This window comes from Ruegeria sp. AD9, assembly GCF_056542305.1.
This window is the reverse complement of the sequence record NZ_JBQFZP010000008.1, coordinates 150,834-172,231: the sequence shown is the minus strand read 5'-3', so window position 1 is coordinate 172,231 and position 21,398 is coordinate 150,834. Positions and strand designations below refer to the sequence as shown.

The following is a 21,398-nucleotide window of genomic DNA, read 5'->3' as shown; positions in this document are numbered from 1 at the left end:
AACGAACTCATGCCCTGGCGCTACGCTGCTATCGCAGCGTAGCAGCGACCACCGGAACCACATCAGAGCGCCTTCGCCGGACGGTCACGGTTCATTGAACCTGAGAGCACTGTCTACATGCGCGTTAACCCTGCAGTTCCCGTAACAGCCGCTGCGTTTTCGGCATGCGGTCCAGGCTGGCCTCAATCCTAGAACGCCACTTGGGGCCACGAGAGAGTGCATCTTCGTAGGCGTCATTCAATTCATCCGGCCGATCCTGAGAAAGCACCTCTATTAGAAACGCGGCCTGTCGTCTGTCCTTTTCTGCTTTGAGGGCATTTTCACCGGGACGGCGACGGTCCGCGACGATCAACTTGTGGATGGCATAGCGTTCTGGTTGCGGGATCTGCACCAAAACGCCACTCCGGTAGGTTACAGCAGCGTTGATTGGCTCCGCGATGAGGTAGTTCAGGTGGTGCAGTCCTTGCGCATCCACTCCCAAAGCGGGCAGTTCGCGCACATCCTCATCCTCACCAAATGATGGAGTGAGGAATTCTATCAGCGTGTCGCCTCGTGTCTGTTTCCAACGCCAGGTGCGTCCGGCCGTGAGACTGGGCTGCGCCATGAAGTCGAAATCGCGGAACACATCTTCCAGCGGTGGTGATGCAGTGTCCTCCAGCACCAGCGACAACCTTGAAAAGCTGGCGATGTCGATGTCATCCGTGTGAGCGGTCATATCCATGTCGAAACGCACACCCAATTCACCTTCGTAAAGGCGGAAGGCGTGCGTCCCCACTATGGTGCCACCTAGACGAAATACGCCGGACGTTGCCATCGCAGAGAGCAGGCTGCCCGTGGCAGCGTCCAGACCCAGGAAACCTTCTGCTCTTAGGAGCCGCACGAGGCGCGCCCGGTTGCGGCGGCGGTCTTCCTGTTGGGCTTTCAAAGTTTTGTGCTGTTCCAGCCTGCCGCGCAGTTCCTCACAATCCTCTCCCAAGTAGTGCTTTTTGACATCGGAACCGACCCGGTAGGTGTCATACCAGTAGGTTCTGTCGTTGCGTTCGACTCGTGTGGGGGTGCCCCGGATGTCCGAAACAGAATCGTCCCGCAGTGAACGCAGGAGATCGTGATAAGCGGCATGTGCTATGGATGAATGGCGCGTGAACATCTTGGCTTCAACTGTGCTCAACGGATTTTAATTTTGTTGAACATGACGTATGCTCAACAAAAAGTAAAGATGTTGAACATACGCTTTTAGCCCTGTAACTCGTGAATACACACAGATGGGCATATATTTCTCGCGATGTCGCAGAGATGCGCGCGATGAGTCAGGTAGATCAGCTGGCCGCTTTTGCTCATCTCAGCTAGCAGGCCGAAGGCCTCGGCGGTGCGGTCGTCGTCGAAGCTTTCCATGATGTCATCGGCAATGAACGGCACTGGGCCGTTGTTGCGAGCAAATCCCATGCTGCTTCGCACGGGGATCTGGAACAGCATGTCCAGCCAACCTTCGAGCAGGGTGGATTTCCCAGCTTCGTTTGCACCGTAGATTACGTGCAGGTCGGGGTTACCGGGTGTTTGGACGGGAAACGACAGGCTCAGATCAGTGAACTTGCCAAAACGGGTGAGGTCGAGCCGGTTCAATCGCATCGCTCAACCATCGGTCTCTTCGAGGCGCGCAAGAACCTCCATTGCGCCCTGCTGCATCGCATGGACAATAGTCGCGGCCGTCGGCGTGTAGCAGGTCGAGGTCACGACCCGCTCTCCAGGCCAATGGAGTTTCTCCGGTCAGCACTGGTCGGACGATCAGGTGCTCACCAGCGTGGTCACGCCGCGCTGTGTGCAGAGCATGCTTCAGCGCCTCAATTAGGTCTGGCCAGTCAGACAATAGGTGGCATTCCACCGAGAGCCGTTCGAACTGCGCCATCGCGAGGTGCCGTTCCTCTACTGCGATCAAACCGTCGTCGGCCACCGAAACCAGCGAAACCGACTTGTTCCCGGCCTCGCCGATGTCGCGACCCTGCGGTATTCCGGGCATGACTACAGTTGTCGTGCCGGTGTGAATGGTCCGCCGGTGGATGTGCCCCAGCGCCCAATAGTCGAACCCGGTCGCTTGAAGTTCGGCCAGCGTGCAAGGTGCATATGGATCATGCCCCTGTGCTCCGCCGAGGGACGTGTGTAGCATTCCTATATTGAAAGCCCCCATCACTGGTAGCCCAAAACGGTTCAACAGAGTGTCGGGTGCATGGGGGTCACGAAATGAAACACCGTGAACAGCAACTGAATGATCGTTCCAGGCTGCGTTGTTTGACTACGTCGTAGAGTGGGCAGGTGGACCGGTAAAGTCCATCAAGAAGGGCTTCAAGGCCGCTGCGATCGAGGCAGGTCTGCCTGATGTGTCGCCGCACGTTCTGCGCCACACGGCAGCAGTCCACATGGCAGAGGCCGGCGTCACGATGGACGAGATCGCCCAATATCTTGGTCACTCGGATACGCGGATCACTGCATCCGTCTATGCACGCTACAGCCCGGAGCACCTTCGCAAAGCGGCCAACGCGCTGGAATTCGATTAGCGCTCAGGTTCAATAAACCTCGGATCGCTGTCTTACAAACAACAAAGGCGCCCTCGGGCGCCTTGTTTTACTGGTCGGAGTGAGAGGATTCGAACCTCCGGCCCCTGCCTCCCGAAGACAGTGCTCTACCAGGCTGAGCTACACTCCGACCGTGGCGGGTGATCTATACGGGGCTTTTTCGATGCGCAAGAGGATTTTGAGAAGCGGTCATCTGAATCTTCCGTCTTTGAACCGGTATCGGATGGGCTAAGCAGGCCACGCGACTCTCATGGCAGCGGATTCGTTTTGTACAGACGGATCTTGGTGCCTCCGTGGTCTACCACCGGACCGGGTGCCAGAAAAGGCAGACGGGTCGACCGAGCCAGGGCCGGGGCGCTGGTGACCACCCCGACACGCCATCCGCGAAACCGGGTCATCAGAGACTTACCCAAGACGCCGTAGACAGAGCGCAGACGCTTTTCATCTCCAATTCGCGCCCCGTAGGGAGGGTTCACAATGACCAGCCCGGCGGGCCCCGCAGGGGGTTTGATGTCACTGACGGAAAGCTGTTGAAATCGAGTATTGGCGTTTACCTGCGCTCTCTCTGCATTGGCTGTTGCGGCTTCGATTGCTCCGGCGTTGCGGTCCGAGCCGCAGAATGTGAGAGAACATTCAGCGACGTTTGACTCGCTGCGCATGTCTTGCCAGCGGTCAGGGTCGAAGCCCGCAAGGTTTTCAAACGCAAAACTGCGGGACCGACCAGGGCGCAGCCCCAGGGCAATCTCGGCGGCTTCGATCACGAAAGTACCCGAACCGCACATCGGGTCCAACACCGGTTCATTGCCGCTAAATCCGCAGTCACGCAGAAACATGGCTGCCATCGTTTCGCGCATTGGCGCTTTGGCAATTGCTTCTTTATGACCACGCTTGTGCAAAAGCTCTCCAGAACTGTCGACGGAAAATGTACAGATGTCCTTTTCGATTCTCAGCAAGATCCTGACATCGGCGTCGGAAGATATCGGAGCGCCCAGAGTTTCGGATATCGCTTGTTCAACTCTCTGCCGTGCGGCACCGGCATGATATATTCTGGATTTGCGGCTGGTGGCCTCGACTTTGACCGGAACACCGGAGCGCAGGAACTCGCCCCACGGGAATTTGCGCGCACGTTTGTCCAATTGGGCTAAATGCACGGCAGGAAAACTGCCCAGACGAACTAGAACCTTGTTTGCACCGCGTAAGGTCAGGTTGGCGCGCCAGACCTCGGACCACGAACCACGGCAAATGACACCCCCTGGAATCGTCTTGACCTGAGCGAACCCGTTGGACTGCGCCTCGGCACAGAGGGGGGCTTCAAGGCCCGGGGTGGCAATCAGAAAGATTTCGAAGTCTGTGTCTTTTTTCATTCCGGTTGCTTACACTGGAAGTTCAGCGGGCGCGACACGCAATTTTGACCCGAATTTTTGGCCATCTTGAGGGAAAACTCCAAGATTTTGCAGTTTGATCTTAACTTTCGGCGGTAACAGGTTTGCGTTTGCGGGCATCCGCGCGTAAAGGGTCCGTGATCAGAAATACGCCTGCGGAATTTGGACCCGTTTCGACGCTTTTGCGATGGGCACCGGAAAAAACCGCGTTATTGCATGACCCCTAAAGGGTGTCGGCAGGGCTGGCGCAGGAAAGAGGCTTGGAAGAACGTAGCGGCATGCAAACTTTCAAACTTAAAAAAGGGTTGGACCTGCCAGTGGAAGGCGCTCCCGACCAAACCATTCATCCGGGTCCGGAATACTCGACCGTTGGCGTTCTGGGTGGGGATTACATTGGCCTGAAGCCAAAGATGCTGGTGCAGGAAGGTGATAGTGTCGAGCGGGGTACGCCGCTCTTTTGTCACAAAGATGCGCCTGACGCGATGATGGTTGCACCGGTGACAGGCAAGATTGTTGCCATCAACCGGGGTGCCCGCAGGGTGTTGCAGAGCGTCGTCATCGAAGTGTCCGACGCCAATGACACGGGCTTGGATTTTTCGAGCGTGGGCGATGCGCACAGCGCCGAAGGCGTGACTGCAAAACTGTGCGTCGCTGGTCTATGGACCTCATTCCGCACGAGGCCTTATTCGAAAATGCCGGAACCCGGTGCCAAGCCGAACGCGATTTTCGTGACCGCCATGGACAGTGACCCTTTGGCGGCTGATGCCGCCACGATCATTGCCGAAGCGCCCGAGGCCTTTGCTGCTGGGTTGGCGGCAGTCAGCAAGCTAACCGAAGGCAAGACTTATATTTGCCAGAAACAAGGTGACACGATCCCCGGCGCGGATGTCGCCGGTGTCGAGGCCGTGGCGTTTTCCGGTCCACATCCATCGGGCCTGGCAGGAACGCATATTCACTTCCTCGAACCGATTTCGGGGGAAAAGCAAGTCTGGACTATCGGTTATCAGGACACCATCGCGATTGGCCGCCTGATGCAGACCGGGCGTCTGGATCCGAGTGTTGTGATCGCCTTGACCGGGCCCGGTGCGCGTCAGCCGCGTTTGATCCGCACCGTGATGGGCGCGTCCACGGACGACTTGACACGAGGTGAGGTAAGTGTGGACGGAACGCCCCGCATTATCTCGGGTTCGATCCTGTCGGGTCAACATGCCGACGGACCGACCGCATATCTGGGGCGGTTTGCCCGTCAAATCTGTATCATCCGAGAGGATCACGATCAGATTCCGATGGGTTGGATCCGACCAATGCCTTCCAAGTATTCCGTCCAGCCAGTATTGGGCTCGGCCTTTTCCAGAAAACTCTATGCTTTCACGTCCAACCTGAACGGTGGCCGCCGCGCGATGGTGCCGACAGGCGTGTTCGAAGAGCTGATGCCGCAGGATTACCTGCCCACACAATTGCTTCGGGCGTTGCTGGTGATGGATACGGATACGGCTCAGGCACTGGGAGCGCTTGAGCTGGACGAAGAGGATCTGGGCCTTGTGGGCTTTGCCTGTCCGGCGAAATATGAATACGGGCTGGCGCTGCGCGACTGCCTGAAAAAGATTGAAAAGGAGGGCTGATCCGAATGGGATTGCGTAACTTCTTTGACCGGATCGAGCCGAACTTTACCAAGGGCGGCAAGTACGAGAAGCTTTTTCCGATCTACGAGATGGTGGAAAGCTTCATCTACACTCCGAAAACCGTAACCACCGTTGCTCCTCATGCGCGGTCTTACGTGGATATGAAGCGGATCATGACGTATGTCGTGATTGCTACTATTCCGTGCATCCTGTGGGGAATGTGGAACACCGGTTATCAGGCAAACTCGGCCATTGCCGCGCTTGGCCCAGAGTCTGCAACCGGCTGGCGGATTGCAGTTCTTCAGGTTTTTGGCATCTCGCTTAGTCCGGACAGTATTTTTGCCAATGTCATGCACGGGCTTATGTACTTCCTGCCGATCTATATTGTCACGTTGGTGGCAGGCGGTATTTTCGAAGTCATTTTCGCAACTGTCCGCGGGCATGAGGTGAATGAAGGCTTTCTTGTCACTTCGATGCTTTACGCCTTGATCATGCCTGCAACCACGCCTCTGTGGCAGGTTGCCCTGGGAATTATTTTTGGTGTCGTGATCGGCAAAGAGGTTTTCGGCGGCACTGGCAAGAACTTCCTCAACCCTGCCTTGGTGGGGCGGGCGTTTTTGTATTTCGCCTATCCCGCGCAGATGTCGGGCGATGCAGTCTGGACCCCGGTTGACGGGTTTTCCGGGGCGACGGCTCTGGCTGTGTCGGCTGCCGAAGGCTATCAGGCGCTGGCCGCTGACGGTATCACCTGGTGGAGCGCGTTTTATGGCACCATCCAAGGCAGTATAGGGGAAACCTCGACGCTGGCCTGCATCATCGGTCTAGCCTTCCTGCTGATCACCAAGATCGCCAACTATCGGCTGATTGTGGGATGTCTGGCAGGCACAATTGCGTTCACCTGGCTGCTGAACCTGATCGGGTCCGAGACGAACCCGATGTTCGCTATGCCCTGGTACTGGCATGTCGTATTGGGTGGTTACGCCTTTGGTCTGGCTTTCATGGTGACCGAGCCGGTCTCGGCCAGCCACACCAATGCCGGTCGCTATGTCTATGGCGCCCTGATTGGTGTCATGGTTGTGTTAATACGTGTGATCAACCCAGCCTTTCCCGAAGGTATGATGCTGGCCATACTGTTCGGCAACGTCTTTGCACCGCTGATCGATTATTTTGTCGTTCAGGCCAACATCAAACGGAGGGCGCGTCGTCATGTCTGATACGCAATCCCCTGAACGCAAGGGCGCGATTGCCCGGTTTCTGGCGGCCTCACCAGATTCAGTTGGCAAAACGATCTTTATTGCTGTTGCGGTCTGTCTCGTTGCCTCGATGATCGTGTCGGCCGCCGCGGTCAGCCTGCGCCCGGTGCAGGAGGCCAACAAGCTGAAGGACAAGCAGGTCAATATCCTGCAGGTGGCGGGGGTGTATGAACCCGGCGTCAATGTCACCGAAGCATTTGCCGCATTCGAGCCGCATGTGCTGGACCTGGCAACGGGCGATTTTGTGGATAATCAGTTCGAACCGGCCACCTTTGACGATTTGGCCGCTGCCGGCGATCCGGACCTGAGCGTCGCGCTTGACGACGATCCCGCAGGCATTGGTCGAAAGGCAAAATATCGGGTCATCTATCTGCTGCGCGACGACAGCGGAGCGTTGGACAAGGTGATCTTGCCGCTGCATGGCTATGGGTTGTGGTCTACGCTCTACGGCTTCATCGCGCTGGAAAAGAACGGCAACGACATTTTCGGCCTGCAATTCTATCAGCATGGCGAGACGCCGGGTCTGGGTGCTGAGGTGGACAACCCGCGCTGGAAGACGTTGTGGAACGGCAAGAAGCTGCGCGACGACGCGGGAGTGTTGCAGATCACCGTCGCCAAGTCGCAGCCTGCGGCCGGGCCCGACTATTACATCGACGCCCTGGCAGGTGCGACCCTGACCACTGTCGGTGTCGACAACCTGGTGAGATTCTGGATGGGTGACGCGGGTTACGCTCCGTTCCTGGCCAAGCTGCAAGCAGGAGAGATCTGATGTCGCAGACCAAGAAAGAGCTGTTGGTCGACCCCCTTGTCGACAACAACCCGATCACCCTGCAGGTGCTGGGCATCTGTTCAGCTTTGGCGGTGACTTCGTCGTTGCAGGTGGCCTTTGTCATGGCGCTGGCGGTGACCTTTGTGACTGCGTTTTCGTCGATGTTCATTTCGATTTTGCGCAATCAGATTCCCAGTTCGATCCGAATCATCGTGCAGATGGTGATCATCGCCTCGCTAGTGATTTTGGTGGATCAGATCCTCAAGGCTTATGCCTTTCAGATTTCCAAGACCCTGTCGGTGTTTGTCGGCCTGATTATCACCAACTGTATCGTTATGGGCCGAGCCGAGGCATTCGCCATGAAAAACCCGCCGGTAGCGTCGTTCATCGACGGTTTTGGCAACGGCATGGGCTATGGCCTGATCCTGATGCTGGTGGGCATCATCCGGGAGTTGTTTGGATCGGGCAGCCTGTTTGGCGTGACAATCCTGCAAACGGTCAATAATGGCGGTTGGTACGTACCCAACGGCCTGTTGCTGCTGCCGCCGTCGGCGTTCTTTGTGATCGGCCTGCTGATCTGGGCTTTCCGCACGTGGAAGCCGAACCAGGTCGAAGAACGTGAATACAAAATCCAGCAGGTAGAGGCGCACTGATGGAAGGGCTTATCTCTCTGGCCGTGAAGGCCGTCTTTATCGAAAACCTTGCGCTCAGCTTTTTCCTTGGCATGTGTACCTTCATCGCCGTGTCGAAAAAGATTTCGACTGCCATCGGCCTGGGAATATCGGTCATGGTGGTGCAGGCCATCACCGTGCCCGCCAACAACCTGTTGCTGTCCTTCCTGCTGAAACCGGGCGCATTGGCATGGGCCGGGTTCCCGGATGTGGATTTGACCTTTCTCGGGCTGATTTCCTATATCGGCGTGATCGCAGCGATGGTTCAGATCCTCGAAATGATTCTCGATAAGTATTTCCCGCCGCTCTACAACGCGCTGGGGATCTTCCTGCCTTTGATCACTGTGAACTGTGCCATTCTAGGTGGTTCGCTGTTCATGGTCGAACGGGATTATAACTTTGCCGAGGCGACCACCTATGGCATCTCATCCGGCTTCGGTTGGGCGTTGGCGATCACCGCGATGGCGGGCGTGCGCGAAAAGCTCAAATACTCGGATGTGCCGGACGGGCTTCAGGGGCTGGGCATCACCTTTATCACTGCCGGGCTGATGGCGATGGCCTTTATGTCCTTCTCAGGCGTGAAACTGTAAGGGGGGCGAGAGAATGGAAACCTTTTCGCTCGGCGTTGTCCTGTTCACCCTGATTGTTCTGGCGCTGGTGGCCATCATTATGGCTGCTCGGTCAAAGTTGGTGTCAACCGGCAATGTCAACATCACCATCAACGGTGAAAAGACTATCTCGGTTCCGGCGGGTGGCAAACTGCTGCAAACATTGGCGGCCGAAAAACTGTTTGTTCCGTCAGCCTGCGGTGGTGGTGGTACCTGTGCCCAGTGTCGCGTGAAAGTGCATTCGGGTGGCGGTTCGATCCTGCCGACCGAAGAAAGCCATATTACAAAGCGCGAAGCCTCCTGTGGCGACCGTCTGTCCTGTCAGGTGGCGGTCAAGCAGGACATGGAAATCGAAGTTCCAGAAGAGGTCTTCGGCGTCAAGAAATGGGAATGCACCGTTCGCTCGAACGACAACGTTGCGACCTTTATCAAGGCCCTTACTCTGGACCTGCCCGAAGGAGAGGACGTGAAATTCCGTGCCGGGGGCTACATCCAGATCGAAGCGCCCGCTCATCAGTTGAAATACACCGATTTCGACGTGCAGGAAGAATACCGCGAGGATTGGGATCGCTTCAATCTGTGGCAATATGAGTCGGTTGTGACACAACCGATCGAACGCGCCTATTCGATGGCCAACTATCCGGATGAAAAGGGCATGATCATGCTTAACGTCCGGGTAGCTTCACCGCCTCCGGGCTCAGAAGGAATTCCGCCGGGCCAGATGTCGTCCTACATCTTCAACCTGAAGCCGGGCGATAAAGTTACTATTTCGGGTCCATTTGGCGAGTTTTTCGCGCGTGAAACCAAGAAGGAAATGGTCTTCATCGGTGGTGGCGCCGGCATGGCACCGATGCGCAGCCACATCTTTGACCAGCTCAAACGCCTTGAGAACCGCGACCGCAAGATCAGTTTTTGGTACGGCGCACGATCCAAGAAAGAGATGTTCTTTGTCGAGGACTTCGATCAGCTGGCGGAAGAGTTCGACAATTTCGAATGGCACGTCGCTCTGTCAGACGCCCAGCCCGAGGATGAATGGAAAGGCTATACCGGCTTCATCCACAACGTTCTGTTCGAAGAATACCTCAAGAACCACCCGGCACCTGAGGATTGCGAATACTACATGTGTGGACCGCCAATCATGAACCAGTCGGTTATCAACATGCTGCTGGATCTGGGCGTGGATCGAGAAGATATCATGCTCGACGATTTTGGCGGGTAAATAAAGACACCGGCGCTGAGTGCGCCGGTTTTTTCATTCCGGCACCAGGTCGACCTATTTTCCGTAATAGTCCCGATACCAGGCGACGAATTGGGCAATGCCGTCCTTCAAGTCGGTCTGCGGGCGATAATTCGTCAGCTGCTGCAACAGCCGATTGTCAGCCCAGGTGGCATGAACATCGCCCATCTGCATTGGCATGAAGTTTTTGACCGCTTTCTGGCCAACAGCCTCTTCGATGGCTTCTATGAAATCCATCAGACGCACCTTGTCTCCGTTGCCAATGTTGACGATGCGGTACGGTGCAACTGGCGACAAGCTGTCACCGTCTTCGATATCCGCGCGGCTGGTCGGGCGAACCGGTGGAACATCGATCAGCAACCTGATCCCGCGCACAAGGTCTTCTACATGCGTGAAGTCGCGATACATATCGCCATGATTGTAGATGTCTATTGGTCTGCCATCCAGTATCGCAGCGACGAACTTGAAATAGGCCAGATCGGGGCGCCCCCAAGTGCCGTAAACGGTGAAAAACCGAAACATCGTGGTCGGCAAATCCCACAGATGGGCATAGGAATGCCCCATCGCCTCATTCGCCTTTTTGGTGGCGGAATAGATCGTCAGTTGGGTGTCGGCTTTTTCTGTTTCGATGAACGGCATGTCTTCGTTTGCACCGTAGATCGATGAGGTCGACGCCATCAAAAGATGTTCCACCTTATGCTGACGCGCGATTTCCATCACATTGAACGTGCCCACAACGTTCGACTCGATATAGCTGCGGGGATATTCAAGGCTGTGCCGCACGCCAGCCTGCGCGGCCAGATGTACGATGACATCGGGCTGAAACTCCTCAGCGACCTGCACAAGCCGATCAAAGTTTTCCAAACGGTCTTCAGTTGCCGTAAATCCTGAGGTTTGAAGCAGTATCTGATGTCGACGCTGTTTCAGGGTCACATCATAATAGTCGGTCATCCCGTCGTAGCCGTGTACCTGAAACCCTTCTGCCAAAAGCAACTTGGCCAGATGGAATCCGATGAACCCGGCAGAACCTGTAATCAATACTCGTTTCATAAAACCCTCAGAACTCACTGCAAATTCATCGCTGGCTGGAAGGCTGATCCAATCATCAGATCAACTGCTTGCGAACATCCTGCGGGCATATCGGACAATCTAAGGCTCGTGGTCAACACTTTGCCTATTCAAACAGTTGTTGATTGCGACCACCGAGCGGGGCGGGTAGGGATCAAATGCCATGATGAAAGACTGGATCAGACGGCGGTTCCAATCCGCGGCGAGGGAAAGCTCCAATGCGATGCCATGCGACGTGGCACCAGCAGAAAAAGTGACAGCTGTCGGCGATATTCACGGTCGTCTTGATCTGCTTCAGGCGGTTTTGCCACGACTCGACGATCAAAGCCCGCTGGTTTTTCTGGGCGATTACATCGACCGGGGGGCATACAGCGCGCAGGTACTGCGGCATTTGCATCACCTGAGTGAAGCGTCAGACGGGCGGGTGCAATGCTTGCTTGGCAATCACGAAGAGATGCTGCTGCAATTTGTAAACGACCCGGAACGCTACGCCAGGCTTTGGTTTCATAACGGTGGAGCGGAAACTCTGGCATCTTTCGGCCTCGTATGTCCCGACGAGTTGCACAGTGGCAAGCATCTGCCTGAACTGGCAGAGCGTCTGCGGCACAAGATGGGCGACAGCTTGCTGGACTGGCTTGCAAATCTGCCGCTGACCTGGACCAGCGGCAACGTCACCTTTGTCCACGCGGCGCTTGATCCGCGGCAATCCATTCAATCCCAGGATCGCCAAATCTGTCTATGGGGTCATCCGATATTTCCACGGCTTGCACGCAGCGACGCGCAATGGGTTGTACACGGTCATACAATTGTAAACCAACCCCGGGTTAAAAACCGGGTTGTGTCGATTGATACCGGTGCCTTTGCCTCGGGCAGATTAACTGCCGTTGAATTAGACAGCGGTAGCATCGGGTTTCTTTCCACCGGTTGAAACTAGCCTACGATCATCTGCTTCATGCGAAGCGCTTCATACTCCAATTCCCTCAGGCGGAAATGCACTACGTCACCGATAGTGATGACACCGCACAAATTGCCATCACGCAGAACCGGCATATGGCGGAAACGTCCCTCGGTCATGGTCTTCAGCACGTCATTCAGCGTATCCTCGGGCATGCAGGCTTTTACATCCCTGGTCATCAGGTCTTCGACCGACTGTGGCAGGGTCTGTCCCGGCGTATCGGCCATGCGCCTCACGATGTCGCGTTCCGACAAAATTCCTTTCAATGACCCGTTTTGATCGGTCACCAGAACAGCACCAATTCGCTTGTCCTTGAGCGTGTTCACCACCGAATGGATGGTATCATTAGGCCGCACCGAAAACACCGCATCCCCTTTACCCTCAAGCAGTTTGGCCACGGTCGTCTGCGAATGCGACAGGTTTGATTCCGCTGATTGGCTGTAGGTTGTCTTGTCAGCCTTGTCACCGCGCGACGGCGACTGATAAGAAGTTGGGGCCATGGGCAATCTCCTTATGGTTCTTGCAAAGTCTTTCCCTTTCACTTTAGCGCAGCTAAACGACCTGTATAGGGTACAATTGCACGAGTTGGCCAAACGCAGGTCAGCAGAGGGAGCTTAAGCCTTTGAATGAACTCTATCTTACGCCCCCGGTTGCCGCGCTGATCTTCTTTGCGGCTGTTGTGTGCGGTCACAACTTTCGTATGGCGTGGAAGCAACAGAAGCCCGGGTGGCGGAAACGCGCGTGGTTGTTCGGAATTCCGGCTGGAACTGGTCTTCTGCTGTTGGGTTTCCTTCCATTGAAACTGTAATGCCAATTTGACTCTGGCGGGGACCGCTGTCATATGCCGGGCACAGAATGTCCCGGAGAACGTCCAATGCGTCTTTTGCCCGTACTGGCCTTTTTCACCCTTCTTTCAGGCTGTCTTTTTGACAAGGAACCCGAAGAAGTTCGTCTGTCCGGCGAGACAATGGGCACGACCTACAATATCACCGCAATTGGCGAGGACCTTGACAAAGACGCACTGGCCGCGGCCGTCAGTGATAAGTTGGCAGCTGTGAATGCCAAGATGTCCAACTGGGATCCGAACTCGGAAGTTTCTGTTTTTTCCGCGTCGACCAGCACAGATCCGATGCCTGTGTCCAACGAACTCGCGCTGGTTCTTTCCGCTGCGAACGAAGTGCACTCGAAATCCGGAGGCATTTTCGACGTAACCCTCGGCCCTCTGATCGAACTTTGGGGTTTTGGCCCACGCAAGCCCGAAGACCCGGTGCCATCAGATGCGGATATCAACGCCGCGCTGAATGGTGTAGGTCAAGAACGCCTGCTAGCGCTCGATACCGATGCTGGTACGCTTGCCAAGTCAAACGCCAGTGTGGGCATTAACCTGTCCGCGATTGCAAAAGGCTATGGAATTGACGCTGTTGCAGAAACCTTGAAGGCCGCTGGCATCGAAAACTATCTGGTTGAAATTGGCGGCGATCTTGTGGCCAAAGGTAAGAATGACAAGGGCGAAGCGTGGCTCATTGGTATCGAGAAACCTGAAACGGGTTCGCAAACCATCCAGTTGATCATTTCTTTGAATGACAGGGGCATGGCCAGTTCGGGCGATTACAGGAATTTCTTTGAAAAAGATGGTGTGCGATATTCGCATATCATCGATCCGACAACAGGCCGTCCAATCACGCACCGCACCACTTCGGTCACCGTGCTGGCCGAAAACGCGATGATGGCCGATGCCTGGGCAACAGCCATGCTGGCCTTGGGGCAGGAAAAAGGGCTAGCTCTGGCAGAGGAGCATAAACTTGCAGTGTATTTCATCTCGCGGGATGTGACAGGCGGCGAAGATGCCTATATCACTGCCCATAGCACAGCGTTCAAAGACGCGCTGGGATCGAACTGACTGTTGGAGCTGAGATGAGTACTTTTATTCTGGCCTTCATTCTTCTCGCTCTCATCATGGTGGGCATGTCATTGGGTGTCATGCTGATGGGCAAGACCATCAAAGGCAGCTGCGGTGGTCTAAACGCGATCTCGGGCGCGGATAAATGCGTTGTTTGCCAAAAAGACATCGACCCCGACAGCCCACTGCGCGACAAGCTGCAATGCAAACGTGCCAAGAAGATGCTGGAGCAAATGGACCGCCAGGCCTGACGCTGGTTTTGCTTCGCTCTGCGGATAGAAATGGCTAACTAGGTCCTCGTGACTTGTGGGGAAGGGCGTCAACTTGGCCAAGGCAAGAAACATCCTGTTCATCATGTTCGACCAGCTGCGATGGGATTATCTGAGCTGTTACGGCCATCCGCATCTGCATACCCCAAATATCGATCGTCTGGCAGCCAAAGGCGTGCGCTTCAACCGCGCCTATATCCAATCACCGATCTGCGGCAGCTCCCGCATGTCCACTTATACCGGGCGCTATGTGCATTCTCACGGGGCGTCGTGGAACGGAATTCCGTTGAAAGTCGGTGAGATTACAATGGGCGATCACCTGCGTAAGGCGGGGATGGATTGCTGGCTGGTTGGCAAAACTCATATGCGTGCAGATGCCGAAGGGATGGCGAGGTTGGGCTTGGAGCCTGACAGCCTGATCGGGGCCCGCGTCGCCGAATGTGGGTTCGACGTGTACGAACGGGATGACGGTATGCTGCCCGAAGGTCCGGATGGGTATTATGACCCGGAAGGGGCAAAGGAATACAACAAATTCCTAAAGGCCAAAGGGTATGAGAGCGACAATCCCTGGCATGACTTTGCCAATTCCGGGCTGGATGCGAATGGCAACGTTCTGTCAGGCTGGTTTCTGAAGAACTCACCCGAAGCCGCTAATATTGCCGAGGAAGACAGCGAAACGCCCTATCTGACCGGTCGCGGGATAGAGTTCATGGAAACGCATGATGGCCCGTGGTGCTGTCATCTGAGTTTTATCAAGCCGCATTGGCCGTACATCGTACCGGACCCATACGCCTCGATGTATGGACCGGAACATGTGCTGCCTGTGGTGCGATCCGAGGCGGAACGTCAGAATGCGCATCCCGTGCTTAAAGCCTTCATGGACACAAAGATCGGCCAGACCTTTTCGCGGCAGGACGTGCGTGAGGCGGTTATCCCAGCCTATATGGGGCTGATCAAGCAAGCAGATGACCAGATGGGCCGCCTGTTGGACTGGATGGAGAGAACCGGGCGGATGGAAAACACGATGATCGTGTTGACATCAGACCATGGTGATTTTCTGGGCGATCACTGGATGGGGGAAAAGACCTTCTTCCACAACGCCTCCACCAGGGTGCCGTTGATCATCTATGACCCGTCGCCCGAGGCGGACGCGACACGCGGTACCGTCAGCGATGCGCTTGTGGAATCCATCGACCTTGCACCGACCTTTGTCGATGCGGCTGGTGGGGAAGTGGCGACGCATATTCTGGAAGGTCACTCCCTGTTGCCTATTCTCTATGGGGAGAAGGACGCATTGCCACGCGATGTGGTGATCTGCGAATATGACTACTCGGCTTCACCAATCGCAAATGTTTTGGACGTGTCGGTCCGCGATGCGGTGATGTTCATGGCCGCAAGCAAGAAATGGAAACTGATCCATTGTGAAGGTGGGTACCGGCCAATCCTGTTCGATCTGGAAAACGACCCTGATGAGTTGAACGATCTGGGTGACAGCGCGGAACATGCCGGTGTAATCGCTGAAATGTACGAGCACCTGTTCGCCTGGACGCGGCGGGCGTCACAGCGCACAACCCGGTCCGAGCAGCAATTGATTGAAATGCGAACCAAAAGTCGGGGCAGGGGTGTTGTTCTGGGCGTTTATGATGAAAACGATGCGCCGTTGGACCTGACCGTCAAATACCGCAATCGCAAGGCGCGCCCATTCCGGTGCTATCTAAAAGACTAACACACTCTGTGTCGGTTAAAATTGTTCATCATTGCAAAGGTGGTTCACCCGTTGAAGTCCAAAGGATAGAAGGTGACCCAAGAGCAGAAAACGGAGTACATCAATGGCCACCCCCAAACCTGTTGTCCTGTGCATTCTTGATGGTTGGGGCCTGTCCGAGGACACAAAAGCCAACGCACCCTATCTGGCAAACACGCCGACGTTTGACGCGATCCTGTCTGAGTGTCCGCATTCAACCCTGATCACCCACGGCCCCGATGTGGGTCTGCCAAGCGGACAGATGGGAAATTCAGAGGTCGGGCACACCAATATCGGTGCAGGGCGTGTGGTCGCCATGGATCTGGGCCAGATTGATCTTTCCATTGAAGACCGGACTTTCTTCGAAAACGAAGCGCTGCAAGCTTTCATCGCCAGCGTCAAATCCGCTGGCGGCACTGCGCATCTGATGGGGTTGATCTCGGATGGTGGGGTGCATGGTCATCTGAACCATATCGTTGCCGCAACCACTGCCATAACGGATGCCGGTGTCCCGGTTGCACTACACGCAGTGACGGACGGGCGTGATGTCGCGCCAAGGTCAGCTCTGACTTACATCGCTGAGTTGGAAGAACGCTTGCCCGACAACGCACGCATCGTCACCGTAAGCGGGCGGTACTTTGCCATGGATCGCGACAATCGCTGGGAGCGTGTCAGTGAAGCGTATGCTGCAATGGTCAACGGGCAGGGCCGAACAGCAAGCAGTGCCCATGGCGCGGTTGATCACGCCTATAACCAGTCCGAATCTGACGAGTTCGTCACACCAACCGTATTGACGGGGTATGACGGTATTAACGATGGCGATGGTTTCTTTTGCCTGAACTTTCGCGCCGACCGTGCCCGTGAAATTCTGCGCGCCATCGGAGAGCCAGGATTTTCCGAGTTTGCGACAGGACCGCGCCCGAAGCTTTCAGCACTGCTGGGCATGGTCGAGTACTCCGATGGACATAATGCTTACATGACCACGGTTTTTCCAAAGCGCTCGATTGTGAATACGCTGGGCGAATGGGTCGCCAAGCAAGGGCTTCGGCAGTTTAGACTAGCTGAAACCGAGAAGTACCCGCATGTTACGTTCTTTCTGAATGGCGGTAAGGAGACGCCCGAACTAGGCGAGGATCGCTTTATGCCGAGCTCGCCGAAAGTGGCGACCTACGATCTACAGCCCGAAATGTCGGCCGCAGAGGTTACGGCGAAATTTATCGAAGCCATCGAAGGAGGGTATGACTTGATTGTTACAAATTATGCCAATCCCGATATGGTTGGTCATACAGGTGATTTGAATGCTGCGATCAAAGCGTGTGAAGCCGTCGATCAGGGGTTGGCGCAAGTCATTGCGGCTCTTGAAAAGGTCAAGGGAGCGATGATTATCACGGCCGATCACGGTAATTGCGAAGTCATGGTCGATCCTGTGACCGGCGGCCCGCACACGGCCCATACGCTCAATCCTGTTCCCGTGGCGCTGTTTGGCGGGCCTGAAGGTGCGAAATTGCGCCAAGGACGTTTGTCCGATCTTGCCCCGACCCTGCTTGAGCTGATGGGATTGCCGAAACCGCCGGAAATGACCGGGGAAAGCCTGCTGTCATGAAAATGGCTGCTCTGGCAGTGTGTCTGTTTTTAGCCTTGCCGGCACTGGCCCAGCCAGACGCCTCCAAGGCCGCTTTGGACGCAGCGCAGATGCTCGAACAGGCGTCCATCGCGTTATCCGAGGCCGAAAGCGCCCGGGACCGGGTCCATGCTCTTACGGAGACGATCCATGCCTATGAGGCCGGGTTGGGCGCGATGCGGGTGGGATTGCGCCAAGCGGCAACCCGCGAGGCGCAATTGAGTGCCGAATTGAGGGCGCGCGAAAAGGAAATCCGGCGATTGCTTGGTGTTCTGCAAACCATTGAAACGACCGAACCACCCGTCTTGATGTTACATCCGTCCGGCCCTTTGGGGGCGGCCCGTGCAGGTATTATGCTGTCCGAGGTCACCCCTGGCCTGAACGCCAGCGCGCAGGAACTGGCGCAGGACCTGAATGAAGTGCAGACATTGCGTGTCTTGCAGCAAAAGGCCTCGGAAACTTTGACAGAGGGTCTGACGGGCGTTCAGGAGGCCCGTACCCGTCTGAGCGAGGCAATCGCCGACCGCACGGATTTGCCCCGCCGTTTCGTGGAAGACCCGGTGCGTACGGCCATTTTGATCTCGTCGACCGAAACACTGGATGGCTTTGCAAGTGGTCTGTCCGAGATCTCGGAGGGAGAGATCCTCGACAGCAATGCCAGTGTCTTGGACAGGAAAGGCCGGATATCAATGCCGGTACAGGGAATCTTGCTGCACAAGGCCGGTGAAACGGACGCCGCCGGTGTCACGCGCCCCGGCCTGATTGTGGGTACACGCCCGCGCGCCTTGGTCACCTCGCCCACCGCGGCGACAATTCGCTATCGCGGGCCGCTGCTGGACCTGGGGAACCTAATCATCCTTGAGCCTCAATCGGGTCTTTTGTTCGTATTTTCCGGTTTGCAGGAGGTCTATGGCCAGCCAGGTCAGGTGATCCCGGAGGGCACACCGGTTGGCCTGATGCCCGGTGAAATGCCGGAAATCGGCGCAATTTTGTCAACAAGCAGTGATGGCACTGGAACTGACCGCTCAGAAACGCTCTATATAGAGGTAAGAGAAGATAATCGCCCCGTGGACCCGGAATCGTGGTTTCGGACCGACAAGGATGGATAAACGCGTATGAAGAAATTTGTGGTGGCCGGTCTGGCTGGAACTGTGGCAGGTATTCTTGCAACAACTCAGATCGCAGGACCCCTGCTGGCGCAGGAGGCCGAGAACAAGGCAAGCGTCTATGAACAGCTGGATTTGTTCGGCGACATTTTTGAACGTATCCGTGCACAGTATGTCGAAGAGGTTGAGCCCGAAGAACTGATCGAGGCGGCGATTGACGGCATGTTGACATCACTTGATCCGCATTCGAGTTATCTTTCTCCTGACGATGCCGAACAAATGCGCGTGCAGACCCGGGGCGAGTTTGGTGGGTTGGGTATCGAAGTCACGCAGGAAGAAGGCTTTGTAAAAGTCGTCTCACCCATTGACGATACCCCCGCCGACGCAGCCGGAATCGAAGCCGGGGATTTCATTACCCATGTGGACGGTGAAAGCATTCTGGGCCTGACGCTGGACAAAGCGGTTGACCTGATGCGCGGCCCGGTCGGGTCCGAAATTATCATCACCGTCGTACGTGAGGGTGAACCTGATCCCTTCGACGTCACTATTATCCGTGACACAATCAAGTTGACCGCTGTGCGCGCACGGACCGAAGGCACCAGTGTCGTGCTGCGTGTAACCACGTTCAACGACCAGACCTTCCCGAACCTGAAAGAAGGCTTGCAGGAGCAGATTGCCGAAGCAGGTGGCATCGACAAGGTGAACGGCTTTGTTCTGGACCTGCGCAACAACCCAGGCGGCCTGTTGACTCAGGCGATCAAAGTGTCGGACGCGTTCCTGAACGAAGGCGAAATCGTTTCTACGCGCGGCCGCGATCCGAACGAAGGTGAGCGGTTCAATGCAACCCCCGGGGATCTGGCCGAAGGCAAGCCGATTGTGGTGCTGATCAATGGCGGCTCGGCCTCGGCGTCCGAGATTGTGGCCGGTGCGTTGCAGGATCATCGCCGCGCTATCGTCGTTGGCACCAAGAGCTTTGGTAAAGGATCCGTGCAGACGGTCATGCCACTGCGCGGTGACGGTGCCATGCGCCTGACCACATCGCGCTATTACACGCCATCAGGACGCTCGATCCAGGCCCTTGGCGTCAGTCCAGACATCATTGTTGAGCAGCCTCGCCCGGCACCTGCACAAGAAGAGGATGAGAGTAATGTGCGGACCCGGTCCGAAGCTGACCTGCGCGGCAGCCTGAACAATGACAGCCTGAGCGAGGATGAAGTTCGCCAGATTGAGGAAGATCGCGCTAGGGCCGAAGCCACGGCCGAGCTGCGGAAAGAGGATTATCAACTAGCATATGCCATAGACATCCTTAAAGGCTTGTCAGCGTTCACCCCGCACGGGCCGTCCCAATAACCAAACCAATGGGCCGCGTACAACGCGGCCCTTTTCTTTCTGGCTCGCGGGATATTATTTCATCATCCAGCAGCGCAATACGCAGGCACCGCGCTTAGTGCACATAACTGAATGGATCATCGGACTTCGCAAGCGTTTCAGCCGTCTCCTCGGCTTACCCGTCGGAAAGCGCGTTTCAGCATATCCAGCTCCGCGCGCAAAAGATCCACTTCAGCCCTGAGATCATCGGCGGCTGGTTCACCTGCAATAATGGAGAAACTCCCAAGTTTCTCAACGCCGTCTGCGTCGACTATGACGAAGCTGTGCACGCCTTCGGACAGGGCTGTCACGGGTACCGGAACATTCAGGTCCCATCCGTTGTCTGCGGGCGAAAGCTCAACTCCCTCCAGTGCTTTCCCCAGATATCGAACCTCCAATCCCGGTTGCCGCTCGGCCTCAACATGACCGTGCCAAATACCGTTTTCGAACCGAATGAAGGTCAGGGATGTTTGTGTCATCTTTGATCGTCTCACAAGTCGGCGCGATGGAAACGGCAAAACGTAAGGTCTCGTACACTCATACGGTTCATTTCCGGTTTTTCAAAAATTAGATCCAGCCAGATCTTTTCGATCCTGCGTTCATTCAGGGGCAGGTGAGCCAAGTCAAACTCAACTGCGTTCACGGCGTCAGAAGGGTTCAGTTGCCGCAAAACCTGCTCCATGTTGGGTCCGTGCTGAACATTGAGACGTGCGAACACACCCGATGGTTTTTCGCAGTCAATCAGGGTTTCCAACCGGATCAGATGCTCGCGTGTCAGGTCGCGGGCGGCCTCACGCGGCAAGTCGATCGATACCGACAGGAACGACCCCTCGAAACCAAAGACCTCGACCTCCAGACTGAACGGAGCCAGATCACTTGCCCCCCGGTTGCGGATTTGCCGCACGACGATTTCGGTCAATGGGCAGTCGTGAAACAAGCTGACCTGATCGTCCATAACCGTTTTACGGGGAACAGAGGCCATGCCGGATTGCAACAACGGCGCGCGCCAAAGTCCGGGCCGCCAGCTCCAGTCGGTGCCGACAGGCCGGTGAAACTGAGTTGATCCTATTTTCGGACGGAGCAGGCGCGCATCCGCCAGTTGGATCAGGCGATCCAGTTGCCCACGCAGACTGCGTGCCTGATCGCGTTTCAATCGCAACTCGGCTTGCGCCGAATCTGGCGCCTGCCGCACAGCCCGGCTCCAGCGGCCGAGCGTCCGGCGATGAATATAGCGATCCAGAATCCTGCGCATGGTCTC

The 21,398-nt window shown here is 56.1% G+C and carries 22 protein-coding genes and 1 tRNA gene; 14 read left to right on the top strand and 9 right to left on the bottom strand.

Annotated features, from left to right (window positions below; all coding sequences use genetic code 11):
- Nucleotides 1-124: 124 nt before the first annotated feature.
- The 3 genes from ACR0AM_RS13735 to ACR0AM_RS13725 form a co-directional block, all read right to left on the bottom strand.
- On the bottom strand, nt 125-1,147 hold the full coding sequence (locus tag ACR0AM_RS13735; RefSeq protein ID WP_480623196.1) for a nucleotidyltransferase family protein: 1,023 nt from the start codon (nt 1,145-1,147) through the stop codon (nt 125-127).
- Nucleotides 1,148-1,233: 86 nt separating this feature from the next.
- A complete protein-coding gene (locus ACR0AM_RS13730; RefSeq protein WP_480623195.1) occupies nt 1,234-1,620 on the bottom strand; it encodes an ATP-binding protein in 387 nt (128 codons plus the stop codon).
- On the bottom strand, nt 1,580-2,161 hold the full coding sequence (locus tag ACR0AM_RS13725; protein WP_480623194.1) for a metallophosphoesterase family protein: 582 nt from the start codon (nt 2,159-2,161) through the stop codon (nt 1,580-1,582). The genes ACR0AM_RS13730 and ACR0AM_RS13725 overlap by 41 nt, the downstream gene beginning before the upstream one ends.
- Before the next feature lie 118 nt (nt 2,162-2,279).
- On the opposite strand from ACR0AM_RS13725, the gene ACR0AM_RS13720 reads away from it, so the two are divergent.
- Complete coding sequence (locus tag ACR0AM_RS13720) at nt 2,280-2,549, top strand: tyrosine-type recombinase/integrase (protein WP_480623193.1); 270 nt, start codon at nt 2,280-2,282, stop codon at nt 2,547-2,549.
- Nucleotides 2,550-2,620: 71 nt separating this feature from the next.
- On the opposite strand, the gene ACR0AM_RS13715 is transcribed toward ACR0AM_RS13720, so the two are convergent.
- Together ACR0AM_RS13715 and ACR0AM_RS13710 are read right to left on the bottom strand one after the other, a co-directional pair.
- Nucleotides 2,621-2,697 (bottom strand) — tRNA-Pro (locus tag ACR0AM_RS13715).
- Nucleotides 2,698-2,815: 118 nt separating this feature from the next.
- Nucleotides 2,816-3,931, bottom strand: a complete 1,116-nt coding sequence (locus ACR0AM_RS13710; RefSeq protein WP_480623192.1) for a THUMP domain-containing class I SAM-dependent RNA methyltransferase — start codon at nt 3,929-3,931, stop codon at nt 2,816-2,818.
- A gap of 296 nt (nt 3,932-4,227) precedes the next feature.
- Between ACR0AM_RS13710 and ACR0AM_RS13705 the strand changes: the two genes are divergently transcribed.
- From ACR0AM_RS13705 to nqrF, 6 genes are read left to right on the top strand one after another with little or no spacing between them, the layout of a single operon-like run.
- Nucleotides 4,228-5,571 carry a Na(+)-translocating NADH-quinone reductase subunit A gene (locus ACR0AM_RS13705; protein WP_480506988.1) on the top strand — a complete coding sequence of 448 codons (1,344 nt, stop codon included), beginning with the start codon at nt 4,228-4,230 and terminating at the stop codon, nt 5,569-5,571.
- Between the two features lie 5 nt (nt 5,572-5,576).
- Nucleotides 5,577-6,785 (top strand): NADH:ubiquinone reductase (Na(+)-transporting) subunit B, encoded by a 1,209-nt coding sequence (locus tag ACR0AM_RS13700; RefSeq protein ID WP_480623191.1) that lies wholly within the window; start codon nt 5,577-5,579, stop codon nt 6,783-6,785.
- The gene (locus ACR0AM_RS13695) at nt 6,778-7,593 is read left to right on the top strand and encodes a Na(+)-translocating NADH-quinone reductase subunit C (protein WP_480554910.1); all 816 of its coding nucleotides are present in this window, start codon (nt 6,778-6,780) and stop codon (nt 7,591-7,593) included. Before ACR0AM_RS13700 ends, ACR0AM_RS13695 begins: the two co-directional genes overlap by 8 nt.
- Nucleotides 7,593-8,246, top strand: coding sequence for an NADH:ubiquinone reductase (Na(+)-transporting) subunit D (locus ACR0AM_RS13690; RefSeq protein ID WP_480554912.1), 654 nt, complete (start codon nt 7,593-7,595; stop codon nt 8,244-8,246). The genes ACR0AM_RS13695 and ACR0AM_RS13690 overlap by 1 nt, the downstream gene beginning before the upstream one ends.
- Complete coding sequence (nqrE, locus tag ACR0AM_RS13685) at nt 8,246-8,854, top strand: NADH:ubiquinone reductase (Na(+)-transporting) subunit E (RefSeq protein ID WP_209507136.1); 609 nt, start codon at nt 8,246-8,248, stop codon at nt 8,852-8,854. The genes ACR0AM_RS13690 and nqrE overlap by 1 nt, the downstream gene beginning before the upstream one ends.
- A gap of 13 nt (nt 8,855-8,867) precedes the next feature.
- Nucleotides 8,868-10,091, top strand: coding sequence for an NADH:ubiquinone reductase (Na(+)-transporting) subunit F (gene nqrF, locus ACR0AM_RS13680; RefSeq protein WP_480477174.1), 1,224 nt, complete (start codon nt 8,868-8,870; stop codon nt 10,089-10,091).
- A gap of 54 nt (nt 10,092-10,145) precedes the next feature.
- On the opposite strand, the gene ACR0AM_RS13675 is transcribed toward nqrF, so the two are convergent.
- The gene (locus ACR0AM_RS13675) at nt 10,146-11,159 is read right to left on the bottom strand and encodes an NAD-dependent epimerase/dehydratase family protein (protein WP_480623190.1); all 1,014 of its coding nucleotides are present in this window, start codon (nt 11,157-11,159) and stop codon (nt 10,146-10,148) included.
- Nucleotides 11,160-11,340: 181 nt separating this feature from the next.
- On the opposite strand from ACR0AM_RS13675, the gene ACR0AM_RS13670 reads away from it, so the two are divergent.
- On the top strand, nt 11,341-12,105 hold the full coding sequence (locus tag ACR0AM_RS13670; RefSeq protein WP_480623189.1) for a metallophosphoesterase family protein: 765 nt from the start codon (nt 11,341-11,343) through the stop codon (nt 12,103-12,105).
- A gap of 2 nt (nt 12,106-12,107) precedes the next feature.
- Here the strand turns inward: ACR0AM_RS13670 and ACR0AM_RS13665 are convergent, their stop codons facing one another.
- Nucleotides 12,108-12,632 (bottom strand): CBS domain-containing protein, encoded by a 525-nt coding sequence (locus ACR0AM_RS13665; RefSeq protein WP_480623188.1) that lies wholly within the window; start codon nt 12,630-12,632, stop codon nt 12,108-12,110.
- 374 nt (nt 12,633-13,006) lie between these two features.
- Here ACR0AM_RS13665 and ACR0AM_RS13660 point away from each other — a divergent pair, with 374 nt between their 5' ends.
- The 6 genes from ACR0AM_RS13660 (at nt 13,007) to ACR0AM_RS13635 (ending at nt 20,122) form a co-directional block, all read left to right on the top strand.
- Nucleotides 13,007-14,032 (top strand): FAD:protein FMN transferase, encoded by a 1,026-nt coding sequence (locus tag ACR0AM_RS13660; protein ID WP_480623187.1) that lies wholly within the window; start codon nt 13,007-13,009, stop codon nt 14,030-14,032.
- A gap of 14 nt (nt 14,033-14,046) precedes the next feature.
- Complete coding sequence (nqrM, locus tag ACR0AM_RS13655; protein ID WP_480623186.1) at nt 14,047-14,283, top strand: (Na+)-NQR maturation NqrM; 237 nt, start codon at nt 14,047-14,049, stop codon at nt 14,281-14,283.
- Between the two features lie 73 nt (nt 14,284-14,356).
- Entirely contained in the window at nt 14,357-16,027 is a 1,671-nt protein-coding gene (locus ACR0AM_RS13650; RefSeq protein ID WP_480554917.1) for a sulfatase-like hydrolase/transferase, read from the top strand.
- 103 nt (nt 16,028-16,130) lie between these two features.
- Nucleotides 16,131-17,648: a 2,3-bisphosphoglycerate-independent phosphoglycerate mutase gene (gpmI, locus tag ACR0AM_RS13645; RefSeq protein ID WP_480623185.1), complete on the top strand. Its 1,518-nt coding sequence runs from the start codon at nt 16,131-16,133 to the stop codon at nt 17,646-17,648.
- The gene (locus ACR0AM_RS13640; protein ID WP_480623184.1) at nt 17,645-18,775 is read left to right on the top strand and encodes a murein hydrolase activator EnvC family protein; all 1,131 of its coding nucleotides are present in this window, start codon (nt 17,645-17,647) and stop codon (nt 18,773-18,775) included. Before gpmI ends, ACR0AM_RS13640 begins: the two co-directional genes overlap by 4 nt.
- A gap of 6 nt (nt 18,776-18,781) precedes the next feature.
- A complete protein-coding gene (locus tag ACR0AM_RS13635; RefSeq protein ID WP_480494176.1) occupies nt 18,782-20,122 on the top strand; it encodes a S41 family peptidase in 1,341 nt (446 codons plus the stop codon).
- A gap of 137 nt (nt 20,123-20,259) precedes the next feature.
- On the opposite strand, the gene ACR0AM_RS13630 is transcribed toward ACR0AM_RS13635, so the two are convergent.
- Both ACR0AM_RS13630 and ACR0AM_RS13625 read right to left on the bottom strand, forming a co-directional pair.
- Nucleotides 20,260-20,619, bottom strand: a complete 360-nt coding sequence (locus ACR0AM_RS13630) for a hypothetical protein (RefSeq protein WP_480623183.1) — start codon at nt 20,617-20,619, stop codon at nt 20,260-20,262.
- 11 nt (nt 20,620-20,630) lie between these two features.
- Complete coding sequence (locus tag ACR0AM_RS13625; RefSeq protein WP_480623182.1) at nt 20,631-21,392, bottom strand: DUF6478 family protein; 762 nt, start codon at nt 21,390-21,392, stop codon at nt 20,631-20,633.
- Nucleotides 21,393-21,398: the final 6 nt, after the last annotated feature.

Coding starts and splice junctions, on each gene's coding strand:
- ACR0AM_RS13710 (WP_480623192.1), bottom strand. CDS start 3,931: ATGAAAAAAGACACAGACTTCGAAATCTTTCTGATTGCCACCCCGGGC.
- ACR0AM_RS13735 (WP_480623196.1), bottom strand. CDS start 1,147: ATGTTCACGCGCCATTCATCCATAGCACATGCCGCTTATCACGATCTC.
- nqrE (WP_209507136.1), top strand. CDS start 8,246: ATGGAAGGGCTTATCTCTCTGGCCGTGAAGGCCGTCTTTATCGAAAAC.
- gpmI (WP_480623185.1), top strand. CDS start 16,131: ATGGCCACCCCCAAACCTGTTGTCCTGTGCATTCTTGATGGTTGGGGC.
- nqrM (WP_480623186.1), top strand. CDS start 14,047: ATGAGTACTTTTATTCTGGCCTTCATTCTTCTCGCTCTCATCATGGTG.
- ACR0AM_RS13675 (WP_480623190.1), bottom strand. CDS start 11,159: ATGAAACGAGTATTGATTACAGGTTCTGCCGGGTTCATCGGATTCCAT.
- ACR0AM_RS13625 (WP_480623182.1), bottom strand. CDS start 21,392: ATGCGCAGGATTCTGGATCGCTATATTCATCGCCGGACGCTCGGCCGC.
- ACR0AM_RS13630 (WP_480623183.1), bottom strand. CDS start 20,619: ATGACACAAACATCCCTGACCTTCATTCGGTTCGAAAACGGTATTTGG.
- nqrF (WP_480477174.1), top strand. CDS start 8,868: ATGGAAACCTTTTCGCTCGGCGTTGTCCTGTTCACCCTGATTGTTCTG.
- ACR0AM_RS13670 (WP_480623189.1), top strand. CDS start 11,341: ATGATGAAAGACTGGATCAGACGGCGGTTCCAATCCGCGGCGAGGGAA.
- ACR0AM_RS13695 (WP_480554910.1), top strand. CDS start 6,778: ATGTCTGATACGCAATCCCCTGAACGCAAGGGCGCGATTGCCCGGTTT.
- ACR0AM_RS13665 (WP_480623188.1), bottom strand. CDS start 12,632: ATGGCCCCAACTTCTTATCAGTCGCCGTCGCGCGGTGACAAGGCTGAC.
- ACR0AM_RS13725 (WP_480623194.1), bottom strand. CDS start 2,161: ATGCTACACACGTCCCTCGGCGGAGCACAGGGGCATGATCCATATGCA.
- ACR0AM_RS13700 (WP_480623191.1), top strand. CDS start 5,577: ATGGGATTGCGTAACTTCTTTGACCGGATCGAGCCGAACTTTACCAAG.
- ACR0AM_RS13640 (WP_480623184.1), top strand. CDS start 17,645: ATGAAAATGGCTGCTCTGGCAGTGTGTCTGTTTTTAGCCTTGCCGGCA.
- ACR0AM_RS13705 (WP_480506988.1), top strand. CDS start 4,228: ATGCAAACTTTCAAACTTAAAAAAGGGTTGGACCTGCCAGTGGAAGGC.
- ACR0AM_RS13660 (WP_480623187.1), top strand. CDS start 13,007: ATGCGTCTTTTGCCCGTACTGGCCTTTTTCACCCTTCTTTCAGGCTGT.
- ACR0AM_RS13635 (WP_480494176.1), top strand. CDS start 18,782: ATGAAGAAATTTGTGGTGGCCGGTCTGGCTGGAACTGTGGCAGGTATT.
- ACR0AM_RS13690 (WP_480554912.1), top strand. CDS start 7,593: ATGTCGCAGACCAAGAAAGAGCTGTTGGTCGACCCCCTTGTCGACAAC.